The organism is Pseudomonas sp. PH1b (assembly GCF_000633395.1).
Lineage (GTDB): Bacteria > Pseudomonadota > Gammaproteobacteria > Pseudomonadales > Pseudomonadaceae > Aquipseudomonas.
The window spans coordinates 32298-55078 of the sequence record NZ_AYMU01000031.1; the positions used below are offsets into that span (position 1 = coordinate 32298).

The 22781-nt window shown below is 61.8% G+C and carries 28 protein-coding genes; 11 read left to right on the forward strand and 17 right to left on the reverse strand.

All coding sequences use genetic code 11. The annotated features are described in order from the left end of the window. The 9 genes from hisD to U873_RS0131180 all read right to left on the reverse strand — a co-directional run bounded on the left by hisD (nt 1) and on the right by U873_RS0131180 (nt 7009). A complete protein-coding gene (gene hisD, locus U873_RS0131140) occupies nt 1–1329 on the reverse strand; it encodes a histidinol dehydrogenase (RefSeq protein ID WP_025131979.1) in 1329 nt (442 codons plus the stop codon). A gap of 154 nt (nt 1330–1483) precedes the next feature. Then, on the reverse strand, nt 1484–2119 hold the full coding sequence (gene hisG / locus U873_RS0131145) for an ATP phosphoribosyltransferase (RefSeq protein WP_025131980.1): 636 nt from the start codon (nt 2117–2119) through the stop codon (nt 1484–1486). A gap of 128 nt (nt 2120–2247) precedes the next feature. Then, the gene (murA, locus tag U873_RS0131150; protein WP_025131981.1) at nt 2248–3513 is read right to left on the reverse strand and encodes a UDP-N-acetylglucosamine 1-carboxyvinyltransferase; all 1266 of its coding nucleotides are present in this window, start codon (nt 3511–3513) and stop codon (nt 2248–2250) included. A 22-nt stretch (nt 3514–3535) separates the two neighbouring features. Then, nucleotides 3536–3775 (reverse strand): BolA family protein, encoded by a 240-nt coding sequence (locus U873_RS0131155; RefSeq protein WP_011059280.1) that lies wholly within the window; start codon nt 3773–3775, stop codon nt 3536–3538. Nucleotides 3776–3968: 193 nt separating this feature from the next. Continuing rightward, nucleotides 3969–4274: a lipid asymmetry maintenance protein MlaB gene (locus U873_RS0131160; protein ID WP_025131982.1), complete on the reverse strand. Its 306-nt coding sequence runs from the start codon at nt 4272–4274 to the stop codon at nt 3969–3971. Continuing rightward, entirely contained in the window at nt 4271–4924 is a 654-nt protein-coding gene (locus tag U873_RS0131165) for a phospholipid-binding protein MlaC (RefSeq protein WP_025131983.1), read from the reverse strand. Before U873_RS0131165 ends, U873_RS0131160 begins: the two co-directional genes overlap by 4 nt. 11 nt (nt 4925–4935) lie before the next feature. Continuing rightward, nucleotides 4936–5403 carry an outer membrane lipid asymmetry maintenance protein MlaD gene (mlaD, locus tag U873_RS0131170; RefSeq protein ID WP_011059277.1) on the reverse strand — a complete coding sequence of 156 codons (468 nt, stop codon included), beginning with the start codon at nt 5401–5403 and terminating at the stop codon, nt 4936–4938. Beyond that, nucleotides 5403–6200, reverse strand: a complete 798-nt coding sequence (mlaE, locus tag U873_RS0131175) for a lipid asymmetry maintenance ABC transporter permease subunit MlaE (protein ID WP_025131984.1) — start codon at nt 6198–6200, stop codon at nt 5403–5405. The genes mlaD and mlaE overlap by 1 nt, the downstream gene beginning before the upstream one ends. Beyond that, complete coding sequence (locus U873_RS0131180; RefSeq protein ID WP_025131985.1) at nt 6200–7009, reverse strand: ATP-binding cassette domain-containing protein; 810 nt, start codon at nt 7007–7009, stop codon at nt 6200–6202. The genes mlaE and U873_RS0131180 overlap by 1 nt, the downstream gene beginning before the upstream one ends. Before the next feature lie 264 nt (nt 7010–7273). Here U873_RS0131180 and U873_RS0131185 point away from each other — a divergent pair, with 264 nt between their 5' ends. From U873_RS0131185 to U873_RS0131230, 10 genes are all read left to right on the forward strand, one after another. After that, complete coding sequence (locus U873_RS0131185; protein ID WP_025131986.1) at nt 7274–8248, forward strand: KpsF/GutQ family sugar-phosphate isomerase; 975 nt, start codon at nt 7274–7276, stop codon at nt 8246–8248. Beyond that, entirely contained in the window at nt 8248–8772 is a 525-nt protein-coding gene (locus U873_RS0131190) for an HAD family hydrolase (protein WP_025131987.1), read from the forward strand. The genes U873_RS0131185 and U873_RS0131190 overlap by 1 nt, the downstream gene beginning before the upstream one ends. A gap of 9 nt (nt 8773–8781) precedes the next feature. Then, the gene (gene lptC / locus U873_RS0131195; RefSeq protein ID WP_025131988.1) at nt 8782–9354 is read left to right on the forward strand and encodes an LPS export ABC transporter periplasmic protein LptC; all 573 of its coding nucleotides are present in this window, start codon (nt 8782–8784) and stop codon (nt 9352–9354) included. Then, complete coding sequence (gene lptA / locus U873_RS0131200; RefSeq protein WP_025131989.1) at nt 9341–9886, forward strand: lipopolysaccharide transport periplasmic protein LptA; 546 nt, start codon at nt 9341–9343, stop codon at nt 9884–9886. The genes lptC and lptA overlap by 14 nt, the downstream gene beginning before the upstream one ends. Continuing rightward, the gene (gene lptB, locus U873_RS0131205; RefSeq protein WP_025131990.1) at nt 9886–10611 is read left to right on the forward strand and encodes an LPS export ABC transporter ATP-binding protein; all 726 of its coding nucleotides are present in this window, start codon (nt 9886–9888) and stop codon (nt 10609–10611) included. The genes lptA and lptB overlap by 1 nt, the downstream gene beginning before the upstream one ends. 181 nt (nt 10612–10792) lie before the next feature. Continuing rightward, the gene (locus U873_RS0131210) at nt 10793–12286 is read left to right on the forward strand and encodes an RNA polymerase factor sigma-54 (RefSeq protein ID WP_025131991.1); all 1494 of its coding nucleotides are present in this window, start codon (nt 10793–10795) and stop codon (nt 12284–12286) included. Between the two features lie 136 nt (nt 12287–12422). Further along, nucleotides 12423–12728 (forward strand): ribosome hibernation-promoting factor, HPF/YfiA family, encoded by a 306-nt coding sequence (gene hpf, locus U873_RS0131215; protein WP_011059268.1) that lies wholly within the window; start codon nt 12423–12425, stop codon nt 12726–12728. Between the two features lie 12 nt (nt 12729–12740). Continuing rightward, entirely contained in the window at nt 12741–13205 is a 465-nt protein-coding gene (gene ptsN, locus U873_RS0131220) for a PTS IIA-like nitrogen regulatory protein PtsN (RefSeq protein WP_011059267.1), read from the forward strand. A gap of 2 nt (nt 13206–13207) precedes the next feature. Then, the gene (gene rapZ / locus U873_RS0131225) at nt 13208–14065 is read left to right on the forward strand and encodes an RNase adapter RapZ (RefSeq protein ID WP_025131992.1); all 858 of its coding nucleotides are present in this window, start codon (nt 13208–13210) and stop codon (nt 14063–14065) included. A gap of 16 nt (nt 14066–14081) precedes the next feature. Further along, complete coding sequence (locus U873_RS0131230; RefSeq protein ID WP_025131993.1) at nt 14082–14354, forward strand: HPr family phosphocarrier protein; 273 nt, start codon at nt 14082–14084, stop codon at nt 14352–14354. Between the two features lie 33 nt (nt 14355–14387). Here U873_RS0131230 and U873_RS0131235 read toward each other — a convergent pair whose 3' ends face one another. The 6 genes from U873_RS0131235 to pmbA all read right to left on the reverse strand — a co-directional run bounded on the left by U873_RS0131235 (nt 14388) and on the right by pmbA (nt 19742). Then, complete coding sequence (locus tag U873_RS0131235; RefSeq protein ID WP_025131994.1) at nt 14388–15281, reverse strand: ZIP family metal transporter; 894 nt, start codon at nt 15279–15281, stop codon at nt 14388–14390. A gap of 33 nt (nt 15282–15314) precedes the next feature. Next, the gene (locus U873_RS0131240) at nt 15315–15926 is read right to left on the reverse strand and encodes a superoxide dismutase (RefSeq protein WP_025131995.1); all 612 of its coding nucleotides are present in this window, start codon (nt 15924–15926) and stop codon (nt 15315–15317) included. Nucleotide 15927: 1 nt separating this feature from the next. Further along, nucleotides 15928–16377, reverse strand: a complete 450-nt coding sequence (locus U873_RS0131245; RefSeq protein ID WP_025131996.1) for a hypothetical protein — start codon at nt 16375–16377, stop codon at nt 15928–15930. Nucleotides 16378–16404: 27 nt separating this feature from the next. Then, on the reverse strand, nt 16405–17781 hold the full coding sequence (locus tag U873_RS0131250) for an aspartate ammonia-lyase (protein ID WP_025131997.1): 1377 nt from the start codon (nt 17779–17781) through the stop codon (nt 16405–16407). After that, entirely contained in the window at nt 17774–18169 is a 396-nt protein-coding gene (locus tag U873_RS0131255) for a hypothetical protein (protein ID WP_025131998.1), read from the reverse strand. The genes U873_RS0131250 and U873_RS0131255 overlap by 8 nt, the downstream gene beginning before the upstream one ends. A 226-nt stretch (nt 18170–18395) precedes the next feature. Next, nucleotides 18396–19742: a metalloprotease PmbA gene (gene pmbA / locus U873_RS0131260; RefSeq protein ID WP_025131999.1), complete on the reverse strand. Its 1347-nt coding sequence runs from the start codon at nt 19740–19742 to the stop codon at nt 18396–18398. A 108-nt stretch (nt 19743–19850) separates the two neighbouring features. On the opposite strand from pmbA, the gene yjgA reads away from it, so the two are divergent. Further along, the gene (gene yjgA / locus U873_RS0131265) at nt 19851–20372 is read left to right on the forward strand and encodes a ribosome biogenesis factor YjgA (protein WP_025132000.1); all 522 of its coding nucleotides are present in this window, start codon (nt 19851–19853) and stop codon (nt 20370–20372) included. 48 nt (nt 20373–20420) lie between these two features. Here the strand turns inward: yjgA and tldD are convergent, their stop codons facing one another. Further along, nucleotides 20421–21863, reverse strand: a complete 1443-nt coding sequence (gene tldD, locus U873_RS0131270) for a metalloprotease TldD (protein WP_025132001.1) — start codon at nt 21861–21863, stop codon at nt 20421–20423. Between the two features lie 26 nt (nt 21864–21889). Further along, nucleotides 21890–22729: a carbon-nitrogen hydrolase family protein gene (locus tag U873_RS0131275; RefSeq protein ID WP_025132002.1), complete on the reverse strand. Its 840-nt coding sequence runs from the start codon at nt 22727–22729 to the stop codon at nt 21890–21892. Nucleotides 22730–22781 lie beyond the last annotated feature (52 nt).

Consider the following 22781-nt stretch of genomic DNA (forward strand, 5'->3'; position numbering starts at 1 on the left):
TCATTGCCCCTGATCTTGGTCGTCGACGATACGGTATTCGGCGCTGCGGGCATGGGCGGTCAGCGACTCGCCTCGGGCCAGCACCGAGGCGGTGCGGCCCAGCTCGGACGCCCCCTGCTCGGAGCAGAAGATGATCGACGAGCGCTTCTGGAAGTCATACACGCCCAACGGCGAAGAGAAACGCGCGGTTCCGGAAGTCGGCAGCACATGGTTCGGGCCTGCGCAGTAGTCGCCCAGGGCTTCGGAGGTGTGACGGCCCATGAAGATCGCCCCGGCGTGGCGAATCTGCGGCAGCCAGGCCTGCGGGTCGGCCACCGACAGCTCCAGGTGCTCGGGAGCGATGCGGTTGGCCACTTCGATGGCCTGTTGCATGTCGCGGACCTTGATCAGGGCGCCACGGCCGTTGATCGAGGTGTTGATGATCTCGGCGCGCTCCATGGTCGGCAGCAGCTTGGCGATGCTCGCGGCCACCTTGTCGAGGAACTCGGCATCCGGGCTGACCAGGATCGCCTGGGCGTCTTCGTCATGCTCGGCCTGGGAGAACAGGTCCATGGCGATCCAGTCCGGATCGGTCTGCCCATCGCAGACCACCAGGATCTCCGACGGACCGGCAATCATGTCGATACCCACCTGGCCGAACACGTGGCGCTTGGCGGTGGCTACATAGATGTTGCCCGGGCCGACCACCTTGTCCACCTGGGGCACGCTTTCGGTGCCATAGGCCAGCGCGGCCACGGCCTGGGCGCCGCCGATGGTGAACACCCGGTCGACCCCGGCGATGCAGGCGGCGGCCAGCACCAGTTCATTGACCTCGCCACGGGGGGTCGGCACCACCATCACCACTTCGGTGACGCCCGCGACCTTGGCCGGGATCGCGTTCATCAGCACCGAGGACGGGTAGGATGCCTTGCCCCCCGGCACATACAGGCCGGCGCGGTCCAGCGGCGTGACCTTCTGCCCGAGCACCGTGCCGTCGGCCTCGGTGTAGGTCCAGGAGTCCTGTTTCTGTTTCTCGTGGTAGCTGCGCACCCGCGCCGCGGCTTTTTCCAGGGCTTCGCGCTGCACGGTGGTAATCCGCGTCAGGGCCAGCTCCAGGCGCTCGCGCGGCAGGATCAGGTCGGCCATGGAGGCCACTTCCAGGCCATCGAAGCGCTGGGTGAACTCCACCAGCGCCGCGTCGCCGCGCTCGCGTACCGCCTTGATGATGTCCAGCACCCGCTGATTGACCGAGTCGTCAGAGACACTTTCCCAGCTCAGCAGATGATCCAGATGCTGGGCGAAATCCGGGTCGGCAGCGTTGAGTCGGCGAATTGCAGTGGGAGCGGTCATAGCGAAGGCCTCATTGATTGGCGAGTGCACAAAAGGACAAGCTGGATTTTGCAAAACTCAGGCGCCGCAAGACTACCAAGCCATCCGCGTGGGCACCTGAGGATTCTGGCTATGACGCGGATAGATGGGCGCGGCTCAGGGCCACGCATGTGAGTCAGCCGCGGTGTCGCGATTCCACTGCCTTGCGCAGGGTATCGATCAAGGCCTGGATGCGCGCGTGCTGCATCTTCATGGAGGCCTTGTTGACCACCAGGCGGGAGCTGATGGTGGCGATCAGTTCCTGAGGTTCCAGGCCATTGGCCCGCAGGGTATTGCCAGTGTCGACCACGTCGATGATCTTGTCTGCCAGGCCGATCAACGGTGCCAGCTCCATCGAGCCGTAGAGCTTGATGATGTCTACCTGACGGCCCTGCTCGGCGTAGTAACGCTTGGCCACGTTGACGAACTTGGTCGCCACCCGCAGGCGGCCCTTGGGCTCCTGCGCACCGATGGCACCGGCGGTCATCAGCTTGCACTGGGCAATCTGCAAGTCCAGGGGCTCGTACAGGCCCTGGCCGGTGTACTCCATCAGGACGTCCTTGCCGGCTACCCCGAGGTCGGCGGCGCCATGCTCGACATAGGTCGGCACGTCGGTGGCACGCACGATCAGCAGGCGTACATCGTCCTGGGTCGTGGGGATGATCAGTTTGCGGCTCTTGTCCGGATTCTCGGTTGGCACGATGCCCGCTTCAGCCAGAAGCGGCAGCGTGTCGTCGAGGATACGGCCCTTGGACAGTGCGATGGTCAACATGAGTAACGTAAGTCCTTATGCGGCGACTGATGCCCGGACGCAAATGGCGCCAGACATGCGTCGAGCCTGATGACAGGCTCGACGTGGAACTGAATCGGTGTGGGCACCTCCCTGTGCCCCCAGGGCCACTAGCCCGGTACGCGGCGGATTTTCGCGCCGAGCATCTGCAGTTTCTCTTCGATGCACTCGTAGCCACGGTCGATGTGGTAGATGCGGTCGATCAGGGTATCGCCTTCGGCCATCAGGGCCGAGATCACCAGGCTGGCCGAAGCCCGCAGGTCGGTGGCCATGACGGGCGCACCCTTGAGGATTTCGGTACCAGTGACGATCGCGGTGTTGCCTTCGACCTGGATCTTGGCGCCCATGCGGTGCAGCTCGTACACGTGCATGAAGCGGTTCTCGAAGATGGTCTCGATCACAGCGCCGGTGCCTTCGGCAATCGCGTTCAGGGAAATGAACTGCGCCTGCATGTCGGTCGGGAATGCCGGGTACGGAGCGGTACGCACGTTGACCGCCTTGGGCCGCTTGCCGTGCATGTTGAGCTCGATCCAGTCGCTGCCGGTGGTGACCTCGGCGCCGGCTTCCTTGAGTTTTTCCAGTACGGCTTCAAGGATGGTCGGATCGGTGTCCTTGACCTTGACCCGGCCGCCGGTGACCGCTGCGGCCACCAGGTAGGTGCCGGTTTCGATCCGGTCGGGCATGACTTTGTAGACTGCCGAGTGCAGGCGCTCTACCCCATCGATGGTGATGGTGTCGGTGCCGGCGCCGGAAATCTTCGCGCCCATGGCGATCAGGAAGTTCGCCAGGTCGACCACTTCAGGTTCGCGAGCGGCGTTCTGCAGCACGCTGCGGCCCTTGGCCAGGGCAGCGGCCATCATGATGTTCTCGGTACCGGTCACGCTCACGGTATCGAAGAAGAAGTTCGCACCGCGCAGGCCGCCTTCAGGCGCCTTGGCCTTGATGTAGCCGCCTTCGACATCGATCACTGCGCCCATGGCTTCCAGGCCACGGATGTGCAGGTCCACTGGACGTGAACCGATGGCGCAACCGCCAGGCAGGGCCACTTCGGCTTCGCCGAAACGGGCAACCATCGGGCCCAGCACCAGGATCGAGGCGCGCATGGTCTTCACCAGCTCGTAGGGCGCCACCAGGGTCTTGATGGTGCGCGGGTCGATCTCGACGGAAAGCTTCTCGTCGATCACCGGCTCGATGCCCATGCGACCGAACAGCTCGATCATGGTGGTGATGTCGTGCAGGTGCGGCAGGTTGGCCACGGTGACCGGGCCATCGCACAGCAGGGTTGCCGCCAGGATTGGCAGCGCGGAGTTCTTGGCCCCGGAAATGCGGATCTCGCCATCAAGACGAACGCCGCCGGTAATAATCAATTTATCCATAACAGTCTCGACGCCCTTGGGCTCAGGTGCGCTCGGCCCAGGCCGCGCGGCTGAAAAATTTCATGGTGATCGCATGGATGCTGCCATCGGCAATCCATGGATTCAAATGGGCATAGATGCTCTGCTGACGCTTCACCGGGCTCAAGGCCGACAGTTCGTCGCTAATCACGTTCAGCTGAAAGTTGCAGCCTTCGCCCTCAACTTCTACCTGAGCTCCGGGCAGCTTTCCCTCAAGAAAGCTCTTCACTTCGTTGGCCTGCATGCTCAACCTCAATCGGCGCCCTGTGCGCACGGGTCGGACATCATACAAAAAAGCCCCGCGCCTGCGAACCCCGCATAGCAGGACTCTGACGGGGGGCTTCTGTATAGATGAGGGTTATCGGGCTCTTTATATGCACTCGCCGGGCCTGTTGTCAGCCCAGCGAGCTCGATGTGCAACCCGTTTTCGCAATAGCCTAGGGCTGGGTGAGGATCTCGGTGACCCCGGACACCTCGGCAATTTCCCGCATGCCCTCGGGTAGCGCGCGAACGCTCACCGATTTGCCAAGGGCCTGGGCATCACGCATGAAGGCCAGCAGCAAGGCCAGGCCGACACTGCTGGATTTCTCCACTGCCGAACAGTCCAGCACCACCGCCGGCGCCTGGCTGGACTTGATCAGCGCCCGCCCCTGCTTGCGCAGGTCCGGGCCGCTGCGGTAGTCCAGCACGCCACTGATCAACAACTCCCCGGCATCACCGAGGCGTACGCCCGATGCACTCATTGCGCAGCCTTTTGTGCAGCGTCTTCAGTGACTTCCTTGGCCTTGGCCACTTCGCCAGCCCAGCCGTCGATGGCCTTGTCCAGGTTGTTGCCGTTGCGCTGCATGGCGTCGGCGAACTGATCACGGAACAGCTTGCCAATGTTGATACCGTTGATGATCACGTTACGCACTTTCCACTCGTCGCTGATCTTTTCCAGGGTATAGGACACCGGGTAGATCGCCCCGTTGTTGCCCTTGACCTGCATATCGACGCTGGTACGGGTACCGCTTTCATCCTTGGCCGGGCCGACGCTGATGCCCTGGTTGTTGTACTCGAGCAGTGCGTTGCCATAGAACTGCATCAGGCTGCGCTTGAAGTTTTCCTGGAAGCGCGCCATCTGCTCCGGCGTGGCCTTGCGCGAATACTTCACGGTCATGATGCTGCGGGAAATGCCATCGGCATCCACCACCGGACCGACAATGCTGTTCAAGGCATTGTAGAAATCGCTCGGGCTTTGCTTGTACTTCTCTTTATTGGCCGCCAAGTCCGCGAGCAGACGGGTGGTCGTGTCCTGCACCAGATCATGCGCGGAAGGCGCGCTCGCCGCGCTGGCCAGCAACGGCAAGGCCGCCAGCAGCACCAACAGGCCACGTCGCAAGATAGAGATCATCGAAAAACTCCTCATTTGGCGTCTTTGCTAACGGTATTGAGCAGGAATTTACCGATCAGGTCCTCCAGTACCAGCGACGACTGGGTGTCGTGGATGGTTCCACCATCCTTGAGCAAGGCTTCTTCCCCGCCCACGCTGATGCCGATGTATTTCTCACCCAACAGGCCAGCAGTCAGGATAGATGCAGTGGAGTCGGTCGGCAGATTATCCACACGCTTTTCCAGTTGCATGGTCACCCGGCCGGTGAAACTGTCACGGTCCAGATCGATCGCCGTGACCTTGCCGATGGTCACACCGGCCATGGTCACCTTAGCTCTGACCGTCAAACCGGCGATATTGTCGAAGTAGGCATAAAGTTTATAAGTATCGGTGCTCGCGGTCGGAGACAAGCCACTGACGCGCAGGGCAAGCAACAGCAAAGCCAAGATGCCGGCCAGCAGGAAAAGGCCGACACCGATTTCCAGGGTGCGGTTTTGCATCAGAAATCTCCAAACATCAAGGCGGTCAGAATAAAGTCCAAGCCGAGTACGGCCAACGAGGCATACACCACGGTCTTGGTAGTGGCACGGCTGATCCCCTCTGAAGTGGGCTCACAGTCGTAGCCTTGGAATACGGCAATCCAGGTCACTACAAACGCGAAAACAATGCTTTTGATCACGCCATTGAGCACGTCGCCACTGAAGGTCACGCTGTTCTGCATGTTCGACCAGTAGGAGCCCTCATAGACCCCCAGCCAGTCGACAGCCACCCAGGATCCGCCCCAGATGCCCACCACGCTGAAGATCATCGCCAGCAACGGCAGGGAAATGAAGCCGGCCCACAGGCGCGGGGCGATGATGTACTTGAGCGGGTCGACGCCGATCACCTCCAGGCTGGAGAGCTGCTCGGTGGACTTCATGTTGCCGATCTCCGCGGTCAGCGCCGAACCGGCACGCCCGGCGAACAGCAGCGCAGTGACCACCGGCCCCAGCTCCCGCAGCAAGGTCAGGGCCACCATCTGCCCGACCGCCTGCTCCGAACCGTAGCTGGAAAGGATATTGAAGCCCTGCAACGCCAGCACCATGCCGATGAAGATCCCGGACACGACGATGATCACCAGGGACATCACGCCCACTGAGTGCAATTGCTTGACCAGCAGGCCGAAGCCGCCGCCGATGCCGCCGCGCCCGAGCAAGGCGTGGAACAGGAACAGGGTGGAACGCCCCAGTACCGCCAGGACATCGATGCCTGAGCGACCGAAGAGGCGAACCCTCTCGATTAGCGATATTTTGCGCATCAGCGCTTCCCCAGAAGATCTGCGCGGTAATCCGGCGCTGGAAAGTGAAACGGTACCGGGCCGTCAGGATCGCCCTTCATGAATTGACGAATACGCGGATTGTCGGAGTCCATCAGTTCGGCAGGAGTTCCCTGGCCCAATACCTGGCCATCACCGACGACATAGAGGTAATCGGCAATGCTCGCGGTTTCCGCCAGGTCGTGGGAAACCACGATGCTGGTGATGCCCAGGGCGTCATTGAGCAGGCGGATCAGGCGCACCAGGACCCCCATGGCAATGGGGTCCTGGCCTACGAACGGCTCGTCATACATCAGAATCTGCGGGTCCAGGGCAATTGCCCGGGCCAGGGCGACACGGCGCTTCATGCCACCGGACAGCTCATCGGGCATCAGGTCGACAGCGCCGCGCAGCCCCACCGCCTGCAGCTTGAGCAGGACAATGTCACGAATCATTTCATCGGGCAGCTGGGTGTGCACCCGCAGCGGAAAGGCCACGTTCTCGAACACATCCAGGTCGGTGAACAGTGCGCCGCTCTGGAACAGCACGCCCATTTGCTTGCGTGCGTCGAACAGATCGCTGCGTGAAAGGGTCGGTAGATTCTGGCCGTTCACCCACACTTCGCCGCTGCTGGGCTGCAACTGCATGCCCATCAAGCGCAACAGGGTGGTTTTCCCACAGCCGGAAGGCCCCATGATGCCGGTGACCTTGCCCCGCGGAATACGGATATCCACATTATTGAAAATGCTGCGCGCACCGCGCTTGAAGGACAATCCCTTCAGCTCGACCGCGTAGGCGTTATCGGCACTCATCTAAACTCCTTGCGATGCAGCCTTTCACTCGGACGCTTGGCTCCCTGCCGGGAGCACGTGCCCCTGCGCAGGCCGAACTGGCGGCGAACTATATCACTGCTGATACGGAGCCCCCAAGGCCGAAGCCGTGAACGTTCAGGTCTACGACAGGCAAAACCGGAAGATTGCTCAGGCGCCTTGGGCAAAGTCTGACGAACTTGCGTGAGGGATTTGTTCATTACCGCTATAATCGCCGCCTTTTCATCGGGCTATACGATTTCAGACATGAGCCAATCCAGCGACCTGATTCAATCAGCACAACGCACCATCCGCCTCGAACTTCAAGCAGTAGAAGGCTTGCTGCCCCATATCGACGCAGATTTCGTACGCGCTTGCGAGATGATTCTGGCCAGCAAAGGCCGCGTGGTCGTGGTCGGCATGGGCAAGTCCGGGCACGTCGGCAACAAGATTGCAGCTACCCTGGCCAGCACCGGAACCACGGCTTTCTTTGTGCATCCCGCCGAAGCCAGCCATGGCGACATGGGCATGATCACCCGCGACGACGTGATCCTGGCCCTCTCCAACTCCGGCTCGACCAACGAAATCGTCACTCTGCTGCCGTTGATCAAGCGCCTGGGCATCCAGTTGATCAGCCTCACCGGCAACCCGGAGTCGCCGCTGGCCAAGGCTGCCGATGTCAGCCTCAACGTTCATGTCGAGCACGAAGCCTGCCCATTGAACCTGGCACCGACGTCCTCGACTACCGCCGCACTGGTCATGGGCGACGCCCTGGCCGTGGCCCTGCTGGAAGCCCGCGGCTTCACCGCCGAAGACTTCGCATTCTCCCACCCGGGAGGCGCCCTGGGCCGCCGGCTGCTGCTCAAGGTCGAGAACGTCATGCACGAAGGCTCGGACCTGCCGCAGGTGCAGCGCGGCACCCTGCTCAAGGACGCGCTCATGGAAATGACCCGCAAGGGCCTGGGCATGACCGTGATTCTGGAGGCCGATGGCCGTCTGGCCGGGATCTTCACCGACGGTGACCTGCGTCGCACCCTCGATCGCGCCATCGATATTCATCACGCCACCATCGACTCGGTCATGACCCCTCATGGCAAGACTGCCCGTGCCGACATGCTGGCCGCTGAAGCCCTGAAAATCATGGAAGACCATAAAATCAGCGCCCTGGTGGTGGTGGACAAGGAAGACCGGCCGATCGGCGCCTTGAACATGCACGACCTGCTGCGCGCGGGAGTCATGTAATGAGTACCGACCTGCTGCAACGCGGCAAACACATCAAGCTGGCGGTGTTCGACGTCGACGGCGTCCTGACCGACGGCCGCCTGTACTTCCTCGAAGACGGCAGTGAATTCAAGACCTTCAACACCCTCGATGGCCAGGGCATCAAGATGCTCATGGCTGCCGGCGTACAGACGGCGATCATCAGCGGGCGCAAGACCCCGGTGGTGGAGCGCCGGGCCAAGAACCTGGGGATTCCTCACCTGTACCAGGGCCGTGAAGACAAGCTGGTGGTTTTGGACGAACTTCTTGCCCAACTCAACCTAAGCTATGAACAGGTCGCCTACCTAGGTGACGACCTGCCCGACCTGCCGGTGATCCGCCGCGTCGGCCTGGGCATGGCGGTCGCCAACGCGGCAGGCTTTGTCCGCGAACATGCCCATGGCGTCACCATTGCCCGTGGCGGCGAAGGCGCTGCCCGGGAGTTCTGCGAGCTGATCCTGCGTGCCCAGGATCGCCTTGAAGCAGCCAATGCCGCTTACTTATAGAGCCCGACCATGCTGAGCAAAAAGATTCGCAACATTCTGGTCTTCGGAACCATCGCCCTGCTGTTCGCGGCGGTCGGTTACTGGAACATCAGCCCCGAACGCTTCCTCGACAAGCCCGTGGCCCAGGTCGACGAAAGCGCCATCGACTATTACGTGATCAACGCCCGCAGCGTGCAGTACCTGCCCGACGGCAAACTGCAGTACGAAATGACCTCGGACAAGGTCGAGCACGTCAAATCCAGCGAAGTGACCCTGCTGACCAAGCCGGATCTGCAGATGTACCGTGGCACCACCTTTCCCTGGCACGTCCAGAGCGAGCGCGGCGAGGTCAATCCGGACGGCACCGAAGTCGAGCTGATCGATTCGGTACGGGTGTCCCGCACCGACGAGCACAACCGCAATCTGCTGATCACCACCACCCGCATGACAGTATTCCCGCAGAAGCAATATGCGCAGACCGAGCAAGCCGTTAGAATCGACGGCGCCGGCGGCGTGACTACGGCCAAGGGAATGAAAGCGTATTTGAAAGACGGCAGGATGAACCTGCTATCGAACGTAAGAGGACAGTATGAGGCTCGTTAAAACCCTCCCTATTTTGCTCAGTCTGGGCGCAGCACTGGGAAGCGTGAGCGCCTGGGCTCTGCCGAACGATAGCCAACAGCCCATCCGCATCCAGGCCGACGACGCCCAGCTCGATGACAAGAACGGCGTGGCCACCTACAGGGGCGACGTGATCATCACCCAGGGCTCGATGAAGATCACCGGCAACACCGTGACCATCACCCGGTCCAAGACCGGCGAGATCGACGTGGTGACGTCGGTGGGCAACCTGGCGTACTTCGAGCAACTGCAGAAGCAGACCGATCCGAAGCCGGTCCAGGCCTACGCCGTGACCATCCAGTACCATGCCCAGCAGAACCGCATCGTACTGATCGACAAGGCCAAGGTGATCAACGACGGCAACACCACCGAAGGCGAGAAGATCGTCTACGACACCGTCAAGCAAGTGGCCAACGCCGGTCGCGCCAATGGCAGCTCGGTCACCGCGCCACGTCCGCGGATCGACATGGTCATCCAGCCGAAAAAGAAAACCGACGAGCAAAAGGCCCAGTAATGGCAACTCTGAAAGCTCAGCATCTGGCCAAGAGCTACAAGAGCCGCCAGGTCGTGCGTGATGTCAGCCTGTCCATCGACAGCGGGCAGATCGTCGGCCTGCTCGGCCCCAACGGTGCCGGCAAGACCACCTGTTTCTACATGATCGTCGGCCTGGTCCAGGCCGATCAGGGCCGCGTCCTGATCGACGACCTGGATGTCAGCCACCAGCCGATGCACGGCCGCGCCCGTGCCGGTATCGGCTACCTGCCCCAGGAAGCCTCGATCTTCCGCAAGCTCTCGGTGTCCGACAACATCATGGCCATCCTCGAGACCCGCAAGGAACTCGACAAGGCCGGCCGTCGCCAGGAACTGGAAAGCCTGCTGCAGGAATTCCATATCAACCATATCCGCGACAACCTCGGCATGAGCCTGTCCGGTGGCGAACGCCGCCGAGTGGAGATCGCCCGGGCCCTGGCCACCGCACCCAAGTTCATCCTGCTGGACGAACCCTTCGCCGGTGTCGACCCGATCTCGGTCGGCGACATCAAGCAGATCATCCACCACCTGAAGGCCAAGGGCATCGGGGTGCTGATCACCGACCACAACGTCCGGGAAACCCTGGACATCTGCGAGACCGCCTACATCGTCAACGACGGGCAACTGATCGCTGAAGGCGATTCCGAGACCATCCTGGCCAATGAACTGGTCAAGGAAGTCTATCTGGGCCATGAGTTCCGCCTGTAAGGGCTGAGGTGTAGGGCTAGACGCCAGAGCGCCGGGAACAATAAACCCTACAAATTTTATTGTTACCGCGCTCTAGGCAAACACTTCAGTTTCAGGCATATAATTTGCTTATGTTTGGCGCTCCGGCGCCCTGTAGTGGATGGCGCATGCGCGCCGGCAAATAAGGTGTTAAGCCCCTGCCATGAAACCATCGCTAGTCCTGAGAATGGGCCAGCAGCTGACGATGACACCGCAGCTGCAACAGGCCATCCGCCTGCTCCAATTGTCGACCCTGGACCTGCAACAGGAAATCCAGGAAGCCCTGGAGTCCAATCCGATGCTCGAACGCCAGGAAGAAGGCGACGACTTCGACAACAGCGACCCCCTGGCCGACAACCCCGAGTCCAAACCCAATACCGAGATCCAGGAACCCTCCTACCAGGAAGCCGCCCCCACGGTGGACAACCTCGAGGACGGCGAGTGGAGCGAACGCATTCCCAACGAACTGCCGGTGGATACCGCCTGGGAAGACGTCTACCAGACCAGCGCCAGCAGCCTGCCGAGCAACGATGATGACGAGTGGGACTTCACCACCCGCACCTCGGCTGGCGAGAGCCTGCAGAGCCACCTGCTCTGGCAGTTGAACCTTGCACCGATGTCGGACACCGATCGCCTGATCGCCGTGACCCTGATCGACTGCATCAACAACCAGGGCTACCTCGAGGAGACCCTCGAGGAGATTCTCGAAGCCTTCGATCCTGAACTGGATATCGAGCTGGACGAGATCGAAGCCGTCCTGCACCGCATCCAGCAATTCGAACCGGCCGGCATCGCTGCCCGCAACCTGGGCGAATGCCTGTTGCTGCAGTTGCGTCAGCTCTCGGCGAAAACCCCTTGGCTGACCGAAGCACAGCGCCTGGTCGGCGACTACATCGACCTGCTGGGCAGCCGCGACTACAGCCAGTTGATGCGCCGCATGAAACTCAAGGAAGACGAGTTGCGCCAGGTCATCGAGCTGGTGCAAAGCCTCAACCCGCGCCCCGGCTCGCAGATCGAATCCAGTGAAGCTGAATACGTGGTCCCGGACGTCATCGTGCGCAAGGACAACGAGCGCTGGCTGGTAGAGCTGAACCAGGAATCCGTACCGCGCCTGCGAGTCAACGCGCAGTACGCCGGTTTCGTTCGCCGTGCCGATACCAGTGCCGACAACACCTTCATGCGCAACCAGTTGCAGGAAGCCCGCTGGTTCATCAAGAGCCTGCAGAGCCGCAACGAAACCCTGATGAAGGTTGCCACCCAGATCGTCGAGCACCAGCGCGGCTTCCTCGAGTACGGCGATGAAGCCATGAAGCCCCTGGTTCTGCATGACATCGCTGAAGCGGTGGGCATGCATGAATCGACGATTTCCCGGGTGACCACGCAGAAATTCATGCATACCCCACGGGGCATATATGAACTGAAATACTTTTTCTCGAGCCACGTCAGCACCTCTGAAGGCGGTGAATGCTCGTCCACGGCGATCCGCGCAATCATCAAAAAACTGGTCGCGGCGGAAAATCAGAAAAAGCCGTTGAGTGACAGCAAGATCGCTGGTTTACTGGAGGCACAAGGCATTCAGGTAGCCCGTCGCACCGTCGCCAAGTACCGCGAATCCCTTGGGATCGCGCCTTCGAGCGAACGCAAGCGGTTGATGTAGCCGCCGGGCTGGCCACAGCGTTTCAGGGTGTGCCGAACCTTCCGGGCCGCATTCAGGCGCAGCGGGTTCGGACACAGTCTAGGTGGCAGGCAACCCAGCCTGCCGCGTTATGCACTGGCAACGAAGGAGAAGCTGTATGCAAGTCAACATCAGTGGACACCAACTCGAAGTGACTGAACCCCTGCGCGTCTACATCGGCGAAAAACTCGACCGGCTGGAGCGCCACTTCGACAAGATTACCAATGTGCAGGTCACCATGGCTGTCGAGAAGCTCAAGCAGAAAATCGAAGCCACCCTGCACATCCACGGTGGGGAGGTCGTCGCCAATGCAGAACATGACGATATGTATGCCGCAATTGACCTGCTCACCGACAAGCTTGACCGCCAACTGAAAAAGCATAAGGAAAAGCAACTCCACCTTCTCCAAGGTACGGGTCGCTAACACTCCCCTCCCATGATCCGACTTGAAAGCATCCTGACCCCCGGCCGTTCCCTCGTGAACGTGCCGGGCGGCAGTAAAAAACGCGCCCTCGAACAAATTGCCAACCTGATCAGCCGCGAAGTGCCTGATCTGGAGATGCAGGATGTCTTCGAGAGCTTGATTGCCCGTGAAAAACTGGGATCCACCGGTTTTGGCAACGGCATCGCCATTCCCCACTGCCGCCTCAAAGGCTGCGAGTCGCCCATCAGTGCCTTGATGCACCTGGACGCTCCGATCGATTTCGACGCCATCGACGGCGCACCGGTGGACCTGCTGTTCGTCCTGCTGGTCCCGGAAGCGGCCACCGATGCACACCTGGAGCTGCTCCGGCAGATCGCCAGCATGCTCGATCGCAAGGAAGTTCGTGATCGGCTGCGCAGTGCCACCAGTAACGAAGCCTTGTATCAGGTTGTCCTGGACGAGCAAAACGGTCAGTAATCATGCGCTTGATCATCGTCAGCGGCCGCTCCGGCTCAGGTAAAAGCACCGCCCTCGATGTTCTCGAGGACCACGGCTACTACTGCATCGACAACCTGCCGGCCGGGCTGCTGCCCGAGCTTGCCGAACGCGCGCTGATTCACACCGAACTGGCCCAACCGTTGGTGGCGGTGTCCATCGACGCACGCAACCTGCCCAGCCACCTGTCGCGTTTCCCCGAGTTGCTCGAAGAAGTGCGCAGCCGGCACATCCAGTGCGATGTGCTTTATCTGGACGCCGACGAGGAGACCCTGCTCAAGCGCTTCTCGGAAACCCGTCGCCGCCACCCTCTGAGCAGTGCCAACCGTTCGCTGGCAGAAGCCATCCACGATGAAACCCAGTTGCTGGGGCCGATCGTCGATCTGGCGGACCTCAAGGTCAACACCACCAATCTGAACCTCTACCAACTGCGCGACACCATCAAGCTGCGGCTGCTGAACCAGCCCGAGCCCGGTACCGCGTTTTTGGTGGAGTCCTTCGGGTTCAAGCGCGGCATGCCGGTGGATGCCGACCTGGTGTTCGATGTGCGCTGCCTGCCCAATCCATATTGGAAACCCGAACTGCGCGCTCAATCCGGCCTGGACGCCCCGGTGGCCGAGTACCTGGCCGCGCAGCCCGATGTCGAGGAAATGTTCCAGGACATCTCCAGCTATCTGCTCAAGTGGCTGCCACGCTTTGCCGCCAGCAACCGCGCCTATGTGACCATCGCCATCGGCTGCACCGGTGGACACCACCGTTCCGTGTACCTGACCGAACGCCTGGGCCAGGTCCTGCAAAAACCCCTGAAGAACGTCCAGGTTCGCCACCGCGACCTTAGCTGAAAGGATCTACCCCGCGATGCCAGCTCTGGAAATTGAGATCATCAACAAACTGGGCCTGCATGCCCGAGCCTCAGCCAAATTTGTCGGCGTGGCCGGCCAGTTCCCCTGCCAGATCCGCGCCGGCAGGACCCCGGAATCCATGGTCGACGGCAAGAGCATCATGGCCATGATGATGCTGGCCGCCGGCAAGGGCACCAAGATCCATCTGAGAACCGAAGGCGAGCAGGAACAGGAAGCGCTGGACGCGCTGGTGGCACTGATCAACAACTTCTTCGACGAAGGCGAGTAACCCCGAACCGGGTACTCGCTCGCCACAAGGCACTCAGGCGAGTGCCGTGTCCATCACCATCATCAGGCAGAAACCGATACACAAGCCAAGGCTGGCCAACTTCTCATGCCCGTTGCGCCGCGACTCGGGAATCACTTCGTGAGTCACCACCAACAGCATGGCACCCGCGGCCAGGGCCAGGCCCAATGGCAACAGCAACTCCGCCAGGCTTACCAGCCATGCGCACAACAGGGCGAAGACCGGCTCCACCAGACCTGAAGCCGCACCGATCAGGAACGCCTTGACCCGCGACATTCCCGCCCCCGCCAGCACCAGTGCAATCACCAGGCCTTCCGGTACGTCCTGCAGGGCAATGCCCATGGCCAGGCTGTCCGCATCGGGCATGCCACCGCCGGCCGACACCCCCACCGCCATCCCTTCCGGAATGTTGTGGGCAATGATCGCAAACACAAACAGCCAGATGCGCGGGGCAATCACCGGATGCTCCGGCGTCCCTACCAGGACCTCCGGGCAGCCCCCGGAAACTTTGCGATCCACCAGAAACAGACCAAAGGCTCCCAACATGATGCCGAAGCAGATCAGACCGCTGGAACCCCAGGCAGACAACCCCAGGTCCTGGGCGGCGGCAATGCCGGGAACGATCAGTGAAAACGCCGTCGCCGCCAGCATCACACCAGCACCGAAACCCAGCAGAGTGTCACTCACGGCGATTGGCATCCTGCGGATCACCAGCACCGGGACCGCCCCCAGCGCCGTGCCCAGGGCGCAGATAGATCCACCCTGCAATGCACGCAGCAGTCGTGGCTCCAGGTCAAGCCAGCTCAGCCCTTGAGCCACCAGCAATGCGGTGCCCGCCAACAGCAACAGCGAACCGAAGGCATAACGAAACATCCGTCCGCTGCTGATCGCCAGTGTTTCAGTGCCCATAGTCGGCCTTAGATCTTGTTTTGAGGGAGAGGATCAGGCCATCGCGGCCTGGTAGCGTTGGGCAACTTCCGGCCAATTGATCACGTTGTAGAAGGCATTGATGTATTCCGGCCTACGGTTCTGATAACGCAGATAGTAGGCGTGCTCCCACACGTCCAGGCCGAGAATCGGGGTATTGCCATTCATCAGCGGGCTGTCTTGGTTGCCGCTGCTCTCCACCACCAGTTTTTTCTCCGGGGTCACGCTGAGCCAGGCCCAGCCACTGCCGAAACGGGTCAACGCAGCCTTGGTGAACGACTCCTTGAACCGCTCGAAACCGCCCAACTGCTGCTCGATCGCCTGGCCCAGCGGGCCATCCGGCTTGCCACCACCGGCGGGAGTCATGACCGCCCAGAACAATGAGTGGTTGGCATGGCCGCCCCCCTGGTTGATCACCGCAGCGCGCAGTTGCTCCGGCAAGTACTGCACGCTGGCCACCAGTTTTTCCACCTCCCAGCCTGCCCACTCGGTGCCCTCCACCGCCGCATTGAGGTTGTTGATGTAGGTCTGGTGGTGCTTGCTGTAATGAATCTCCATGGTTTGCGCATCGATGTGCGGTTCCAGGGCGTCGTAGGCGTAAGGCAAGGCAGGCAAGGTAAAGGACATATCAGTGCACTCCATGTAAGGGGCTGTCGGGGGACGCGCTGTCCAGGGACAAGCGCGCGACGTTGCTGTCCAGCAAGCGGTGAGTACGGGGGTATTCGCCGTGGTCACCGATGAAGTTGAGCAGCTCGACGTAGGTCTTGCTGCTCTGGCGCAGGGCGGCCTCCCGCAGTGCCAGGGGCAGGCGGCTGTCCTGCATGGTCTGCAACAGACGCTGGTGGATCGCACAGAGGTATTCCGCGCTCTCCTCCGGCTGGTTCAGGCGCAAATGCAGGTCTGCCAGGTTGTGATGGGAGATCACACAGGCTGCCACCGCTTCGTCGGGATTCGACCAGCGCTCGAACAACACCTGGGCCAGGGCCAGCGCCTGCAGGTAGAACTCGCGGGCATCCACCAGTTCGCCTTGCATGAACAGGCGGTTGGCCCTTTCGATCGTGCGTTTCCAGTGCTCCATGGTGAGCCTCCAAAGCGGTGTCGAGGGTTACACGCCGCCCGCGGTGAGTTTTTCCGGATCCAGCAGGATCTCCAGCTGGCTGCGTGGCAGGTCGGTGTGTTCAAGTGCCACGTCGATCACCGGGCGACCTTGCTTGTAGGCGGTCTTGGCGATCTCGGCGGCCTTCTGGTAGCCGATGATCGGGTTCAGGGCCGTGACCAGGATCGGATTGCGCGACAGCGCTTCCTTGAGCTTGGGCTCATTGACCTTGAAGCTGGCGATGGCCTTGTCCGCCAGCAGGCGGCTGGAGTTGGCCAGCAACTCGATGCTGCTCAAGAGGTTCTGGGCGATGATCGGCAGCATCACGTTGAGTTCGAAGTTGCCCGATTGCCCGGCCACAGTGATGGTGCTGTCGTTGCCGATAACCTGGGCGGCGACCATCGCCGTGGCTTCCGGAATCACCGGGTTGACCTTGCCCGGCATGATCGAGGAGCCCGGCTGCAGGCCTTCCAGCTCGATTTCACCCAGCCCCGCCAATGGGCCGGAGTTCATCCAGCGCAGGTCGTTGGCGATCTTCATCAATGACACGGCCGTGGCCTTGAGCTGCCCAGACACTGTCACGGCGGTGTCCTGGGAGCCAATCAGGGCGAACAGGTTCTTGCCCGGCGTGAATTGCACCTGGGTCAGCTTGCTCAGTTGCTGGCTGAAACGCCCGGCGAATTCCGGGTGGGCGTTGATCCCGGTTCCTACGGCGGTGCCGCCCTGGGCCAGGGATTGCAGGCTCGGCAGCAGATCCTGCAGGTGGCTGATGTTGGCCTTGAGCTGCTGCGCCCAGCCTTCCAGCACCTGGCTCATGCGCACCGGCATGGCATCCATCAGGTGGGTACGGCCGGTCTTGATGAAGGGATGGACCTGCACCGCCTTGCGCTCGATGACCTCCACCAGGTGCACCAGTGCCGGCAGCAGTTGCTCGTGCAGCGTCAAAGCTGCGCTGACGTGGATGGTGGTCGGGATGATGTCGTTGCTGCTCTGGCCACAGTTGACGTGGTCGTTGGGGTTGACCGGCTCGCCCAGCAGGCGCGTGGCCAGGGTGGCCAGCACTTCATTGGCGTTCATGTTGGAACTGGTACCGGAACCGGTCTGGAAGATATCCACCGGGAAGTGCTGCATGAAGTCGCCCTCCAGCAGGCCCTGGGCGGCATCGACGATGGCTTTGCCCTGGGCTTCGCTGATCTGCCCGAGTTCGACGTTGGCCCGGGCCGCGGCCGCCTTGGCCAGGATCAGGGCCCGAATGAAGGCCGCCGGCATGCGTTGGCCGCTGATGGGAAAGTTGTCCACCGCGCGCTGGGTCTGGGCGCCGTACAGGGCCAGTTCCGGTACCTGCAGTTCGCCCATGCTGTCGCGTTCGATACGGGTATTACTCATCGGGAAATCCTTGCACCAGTTCTATCAGGGGAATGGAAGGCAGCAGCGAGCAGGTCGCCAGCTGCCAGGCATGGCTTTGCCAGCGCTTGAGCCGGCATTGGCACAGTGACAATCGCTCCATGTCGCGAAGCGGGCGCCAGGCCTGGTCCAGGCACTGGCTGCGCCAATGCCAGGGCAATGCGGTATCGGTAGCGGTATCGATCAACAAACGAAAGGAGGTTTCGGCGACAGTCCAGGCTGACATGGCGGTGCAACACGCCAGGTAGCGGCCTTCGGCGAGGTAATGCTCGATCAGACGGGGCTCGTCCGGTTCCAGTGCGCAACGGATCTGGCGGCTCATCCAGCGCCAGCTTTCGAGGTAAGGCTGCTCGTGCAAGGCAGAACTCATGACCTGGGCTCATTGAATAATGATTTTCATTATTAAATGATATTGAGAATCAAATCAATCTGGCTTGTATGATTTCTGTCCACTCAAGGGGGACAGCCGCGGGAGCGGAAACACGATTGGACATCTGGCACGCACGCCCCTCCCCCCTGCCAGGATCGGAAAAGCCCAGGCATAAAAAAACGCGCCACCGGCGACGGTGACGCGTTGTTTATTCCCGCCGTACCGCTCAGCTGCCGGCGATGGTCATGCGTTCGATCAGCACCGAACCGGTGCGGATGTTGCTGCGCAGTTCCAGGTCGCTGCCCACGGCGACGATCTGCTTGAACATGTCCCGCAGATTGCCGGCAATGGTCACTTCCTGCACCGCAAACTGGATCTCGCCGTTTTCCACCCAGAACCCTGCGGCGCCGCGCGAATAATCCCCGGTGACCATGTTCAGGCCATGCCCCATCAACTCGGTCACCAGCAGGCCACGCCCCATGCGACGCAGCAGGGCCGCCTGGTCTTCATCGCCGTGGGTGACGAACAGGTTGTGCACACCGCCTGCGTTGGCAGTACTTGGCAGGCCCAGCTTGCGCCCGGAGTAGGTGCCCAGCACATAGGACACCAGTTCACCGTCCTTGACGAATGGCTTGGCGTAAGTCGCCAGGCCATCGCCATCGAAAGCCGAGCTCCCCATGGCGCGCATCAAGTGCGGACGCTCATCGATGGTCAGCCACTCGGGAAACAGTTGCTGGCCCAGGGCGCCTTCCAGGAACGACGACTTGCGATACAGATTGCCGCCGGAGATCGCCCCGAGAAAGCTGCCGAACAGCCCACCGGCCAGTTCCGCGGAAAACAGCACCGGCACCTCGCAGGTCGGTACCGGGCGCGCGCCCAGGCGACTGGCGGCACGCTGGGCGGCGCGCTGGCCAATGCTCGCCGGATCAGCCAGCAATTGCCCCTGGCGGTTGACGTCGTACCAGTAGTCACGCTGCATCTGCCCCTCGGCCTCGGCGATCATCACGCAGCTCAGGCTGTGGCGAGTGGACGCATAACCGCCAATGAAACCATGGCTGTTGCCATACACCCGGCAGCCCTGGTGAGTGCTCAGGGTGGTGCCGTCGGCATTCTTGATCCGGGCATCCGCGGCAAACGCCGCCGCCTCACAGGTCAGGGCCTGCTCGATGGCCTGTTCAGGGGTGATGTCCCAGGCGTGAAACAGATCGAAATCCTGCAGGTCACGGGCCATCAATGCCGCATCGGCCAGACCCGAGGCTTCGTCTTCGGAGGTGTGCTTGGCAATGGCCAATGCCGCGGCCACGGTTTCGCGGATGGCTTCAGGGCCGCTGGCGGAAGTACTGGCCGACCCTTTGCGCTGGCCCAGATACAGGGTGATGCCAAAGCCCTGGTCGCGGTTGAACTCCACGGTCTCCACTTCCCGCTGGCGCACCGAGGTCGACAGGCCCTGCTCCAGGGATACCGCCACTTCACAGGCACTGGCTCCCTGGCGCTTGGCCTCGGCGATGATCTGCTCGACTTGCTCCTGCAGGGCCGGCAAAGCCTGTGGGCCGACGCTTTGTGCTGCACTCATGGTGTTCTCCACTCAAATTCTGCTTTCGATTAAGGCCGGCGAGCGACCGGGCCGGACAAGCGGCCCTAGACTGGTTATCATGGCGGCGTTTCTTTGCGGACTGCCACCATGGTTGATTCTTACGACGACTCCCTCGATGGGGAGAAAAGCAAATCCCAGGTCAAACGCGAGCTGCATGCTCTGGTTGATCTCGGCGAGCGCCTTACCACTCTCAAGCCTGACTTGCTGGCCAAACTGCCCTTGACCGACGCCATGCGCCGGGCCCTGGCGGATGCACCCAAGCACGTCGCCCATATCGCCCGTAAACGCCACCTGCAATTCATCGGCAAGCTGATGCGGGACCAGGACACCGACGCGATTCTGCAACTGCTTGATCAACTCGATGCCTCCACCCGGCAGTACAACGAACGCTTCCATAACCTGGAACGTTGGCGTGACCGCCTGATCGGCGGCGGGGACGACGTGCTGGAAAAGTTCGTCAACGACTACCCGGAAGCCGATCGCCAGCAACTGCGCTCCCTGATCCGTCAGGCCCAGCATGAGGTGGCCCATAACAAGGCGCCGGCCTCCAGCCGTAAAATCTTCAAGTACATTCGCGAGCTGGACGAGACTCAACGCGGCCTGCGCTGAGCCCTCCAAGGGTGAGTTGCCCAGCAACTCACCCGGCACGCCCCTCTCTTACGCCCCTGTTCCCCCGACGGTGATCGCATCGATCTTCAGGGTCGGCTGGCCGACGCCTACCGGCACCGATTGCCCGTCCTTGCCGCAAGTACCGACGCCGCTGTCCAGGGACAGGTCATTGCCCACCATCGACACCCGGCTCATGGCCTCGGGGCCATTGCCGATCAGGGTCGCGCCCTTGACTGGCGCAGTGATCTTGCCGTCTTCGATCAGGTAGGCCTCGCTGGTGGAGAACACGAACTTGCCGCTGGTGATGTCCACCTGGCCACCACCGAGGTTGGCGCAATAGATGCCTTTCTTCACCGAAGCGATGATTTCCGCCGGGTCGCTTTCACCACCCAGCATGTAGGTATTGGTCATGCGCGGCATCGGCAGGTGCGCGTAAGACTCGCGACGACCGTTGCCGGTGCGGGCCACGCCCATCAGGCGGGCATTGAGCTTGTCCTGCATGTATCCCTTGAGCACGCCATTCTCGATCAGCGTGGTGCATTCGGTCGGGGTGCCTTCATCGTCCACGCTCAAGGAGCCGCGACGCCCGGCCAGGGTGCCGTCGTCGACGATGGTGCACAGCTTGGAGGCAACCATCTCGCCCATGCGCCCGCTGTAGGCCGAACTGCCCTTGCGATTGAAGTCGCCTTCCAGGCCGTGGCCCACGGCTTCGTGCAGCAGCACTCCGGACCAGCCCGAACCCAGCACCACTGGCAAGGTGCCAGCCGGCGCCGGAATCGCTTCGAGATTAACCAGAGCCTGGCGCAACGCTTCACGGGCATAGCCCATGGCGCGGTCTTCACCAAGGAAATAGCGGTAGTCGGTACGCCCGCCGCCGCCGTGGCCGCCGCGCTCGCGACGGCCGTTCTGCTCGACGATGACGCTGACGTTGAAGCGCACCAGCGGCCGTACATCCGCCGCCAGGCCGCCATCGGTGGAAGCCACCAGGATCCGCTCCCAAACCCCGGCCATGCTCACGCTGACCTGCTGGATACGCGGGTCCAGAGCCCGGGTTGCCGCGTCCACACGCTTGAGCAGCTCGACCTTCTCGGCACGGGTCATGACTTCCAGGGGGTTGTCCGGCCCATAGAGTTGCGCCACATCCTGGCAAGTGAAGGCCTGCACAGTACCGTTCTGCCCGGCCCGGGAGATCGAACGGGCCGCACGGGCCGCCAGTCCCAGGGCTTCCAGGGTAATGGCGTTGCTGTAGGCAAAGCCGGTCTTCTCACCGGACTGAGCGCGCACCCCGACACCCTGGTCGAGGTTGAAACTGCCTTCCTTGACGATTCCGTCCTCCAGGGACCAGGACTCGGAAATCTGTCCCTGGAAATACAGGTCGGCGGCATCGATGCCCGGGCCGGCCAGATCCCCCAGCACGCCCTGCAGGCTTTCGATGGTCACGCCGCCAGGGGCTAGAAGGTGTTCACTGACTGAGGACAACAACCCGCTCATATGCTTTGGCCTTAAATTCGTCGTACTTATGCAAGTCGTTGGACGCCTTGCGAGAAAATGCGCCGGTGACTGAACACCGGCATCCGCGCCCGAATGGACGCCTGTTCGCTGCTGTCGCGCTCGGCCAGCAGCACGCCCTGACCTTGATTCTGTTGTGCCAGCAGCCGCCCCCATGGGTCGACGATCGCCGCATGGCCGTAGGTTTCCCGTGGGCCCGGATGCACCCCGCCCTGGGCCGCCGCCAGCAGGTAGCACTGGGTCTCGATGGCCCGGGCGCGAATCAGCACCTCCCAATGGGCGGCACCGGTCACGGCGGTAAAGGCCGAAGGCGCGGTGATCAACTCGGCCCCGGCAGCCCGCAGTTCGCTGTACAGCTCGGGAAAGCGCAGGTCATAACAGACCGTCAGCCCCAGGCGCCCCACCGGTGTATCCGCCACCACTACATGGTTTCCATGAGCATAGTCATCGGATTCGCGATAGCGTCCGCGATTGTCCGCCACGTCGACATCGAACAGGTGCAGCTTGTCGTAGCGCGCCACGAACTGTCCCTGGTCGTCCACCAGCAACGAACAGGCGTTGGATTTGGCCTCGGGCTGTCCTGCTGGTGGCAAGGGCAAGGTGCCGGCCACAATCCATAACTTGAGGTCGCAGGCGGCCTGTTTCAACCAGGGCAGGATCGGCCCTTCGCCGAGCGCTTCCGCGCGACCAATGGCGGCCATGTCGCGGCGGCCCATGGCGGCGAAGTTTTCCGGCAACACCGCCAGTCGCGCACCGGCGGCAGCAGCTTGTTCAAGCAGGCCCCGGGCCTGCAGCAGATTGGCCAGCACATCGCTCTGGCTGACCATTTGAATCACTGCAAGAGACATGGCGCACTCCGTATTGGGTAGGCCGCCATGCTACTCCATGGGCGCGAATCGA

What these genes read in the sequence shown, in the direction of transcription:
- hisD (WP_025131979.1), bottom strand. Translation starts at nt 1,329, where the DNA reads ATGACCGCTCCCACTGCAATTCGCCGACTCAACGCTGCCGACCCGGAT.
- hisG (WP_025131980.1), bottom strand. Translation starts at nt 2,119, where the DNA reads ATGTTGACCATCGCACTGTCCAAGGGCCGTATCCTCGACGACACGCTG.
- murA (WP_025131981.1), bottom strand. Translation starts at nt 3,513, where the DNA reads ATGGATAAATTGATTATTACCGGCGGCGTTCGTCTTGATGGCGAGATC.
- U873_RS0131155 (WP_011059280.1), bottom strand. Translation starts at nt 3,775, where the DNA reads ATGCAGGCCAACGAAGTGAAGAGCTTTCTTGAGGGAAAGCTGCCCGGA.
- U873_RS0131160 (WP_025131982.1), bottom strand. Translation starts at nt 4,274, where the DNA reads ATGAGTGCATCGGGCGTACGCCTCGGTGATGCCGGGGAGTTGTTGATC.
- U873_RS0131165 (WP_025131983.1), bottom strand. Translation starts at nt 4,924, where the DNA reads ATGATCTCTATCTTGCGACGTGGCCTGTTGGTGCTGCTGGCGGCCTTG.
- mlaD (WP_011059277.1), bottom strand. Translation starts at nt 5,403, where the DNA reads ATGCAAAACCGCACCCTGGAAATCGGTGTCGGCCTTTTCCTGCTGGCC.
- mlaE (WP_025131984.1), bottom strand. Translation starts at nt 6,200, where the DNA reads ATGCGCAAAATATCGCTAATCGAGAGGGTTCGCCTCTTCGGTCGCTCA.
- U873_RS0131180 (WP_025131985.1), bottom strand. Translation starts at nt 7,009, where the DNA reads ATGAGTGCCGATAACGCCTACGCGGTCGAGCTGAAGGGATTGTCCTTC.
- U873_RS0131185 (WP_025131986.1), top strand. Translation starts at nt 7,274, where the DNA reads ATGAGCCAATCCAGCGACCTGATTCAATCAGCACAACGCACCATCCGC.
- U873_RS0131190 (WP_025131987.1), top strand. Translation starts at nt 8,248, where the DNA reads ATGAGTACCGACCTGCTGCAACGCGGCAAACACATCAAGCTGGCGGTG.
- lptC (WP_025131988.1), top strand. Translation starts at nt 8,782, where the DNA reads ATGCTGAGCAAAAAGATTCGCAACATTCTGGTCTTCGGAACCATCGCC.
- lptA (WP_025131989.1), top strand. Translation starts at nt 9,341, where the DNA reads ATGAGGCTCGTTAAAACCCTCCCTATTTTGCTCAGTCTGGGCGCAGCA.
- lptB (WP_025131990.1), top strand. Translation starts at nt 9,886, where the DNA reads ATGGCAACTCTGAAAGCTCAGCATCTGGCCAAGAGCTACAAGAGCCGC.
- U873_RS0131210 (WP_025131991.1), top strand. Translation starts at nt 10,793, where the DNA reads ATGAAACCATCGCTAGTCCTGAGAATGGGCCAGCAGCTGACGATGACA.
- hpf (WP_011059268.1), top strand. Translation starts at nt 12,423, where the DNA reads ATGCAAGTCAACATCAGTGGACACCAACTCGAAGTGACTGAACCCCTG.
- ptsN (WP_011059267.1), top strand. Translation starts at nt 12,741, where the DNA reads ATGATCCGACTTGAAAGCATCCTGACCCCCGGCCGTTCCCTCGTGAAC.
- rapZ (WP_025131992.1), top strand. Translation starts at nt 13,208, where the DNA reads ATGCGCTTGATCATCGTCAGCGGCCGCTCCGGCTCAGGTAAAAGCACC.
- U873_RS0131230 (WP_025131993.1), top strand. Translation starts at nt 14,082, where the DNA reads ATGCCAGCTCTGGAAATTGAGATCATCAACAAACTGGGCCTGCATGCC.
- U873_RS0131235 (WP_025131994.1), bottom strand. Translation starts at nt 15,281, where the DNA reads ATGGGCACTGAAACACTGGCGATCAGCAGCGGACGGATGTTTCGTTAT.
- U873_RS0131240 (WP_025131995.1), bottom strand. Translation starts at nt 15,926, where the DNA reads ATGTCCTTTACCTTGCCTGCCTTGCCTTACGCCTACGACGCCCTGGAA.
- U873_RS0131245 (WP_025131996.1), bottom strand. Translation starts at nt 16,377, where the DNA reads ATGGAGCACTGGAAACGCACGATCGAAAGGGCCAACCGCCTGTTCATG.
- U873_RS0131250 (WP_025131997.1), bottom strand. Translation starts at nt 17,781, where the DNA reads ATGAGTAATACCCGTATCGAACGCGACAGCATGGGCGAACTGCAGGTA.
- U873_RS0131255 (WP_025131998.1), bottom strand. Translation starts at nt 18,169, where the DNA reads ATGAGTTCTGCCTTGCACGAGCAGCCTTACCTCGAAAGCTGGCGCTGG.
- pmbA (WP_025131999.1), bottom strand. Translation starts at nt 19,742, where the DNA reads ATGAGTGCAGCACAAAGCGTCGGCCCACAGGCTTTGCCGGCCCTGCAG.
- yjgA (WP_025132000.1), top strand. Translation starts at nt 19,851, where the DNA reads ATGGTTGATTCTTACGACGACTCCCTCGATGGGGAGAAAAGCAAATCC.
- tldD (WP_025132001.1), bottom strand. Translation starts at nt 21,863, where the DNA reads ATGAGCGGGTTGTTGTCCTCAGTCAGTGAACACCTTCTAGCCCCTGGC.
- U873_RS0131275 (WP_025132002.1), bottom strand. Translation starts at nt 22,729, where the DNA reads ATGTCTCTTGCAGTGATTCAAATGGTCAGCCAGAGCGATGTGCTGGCC.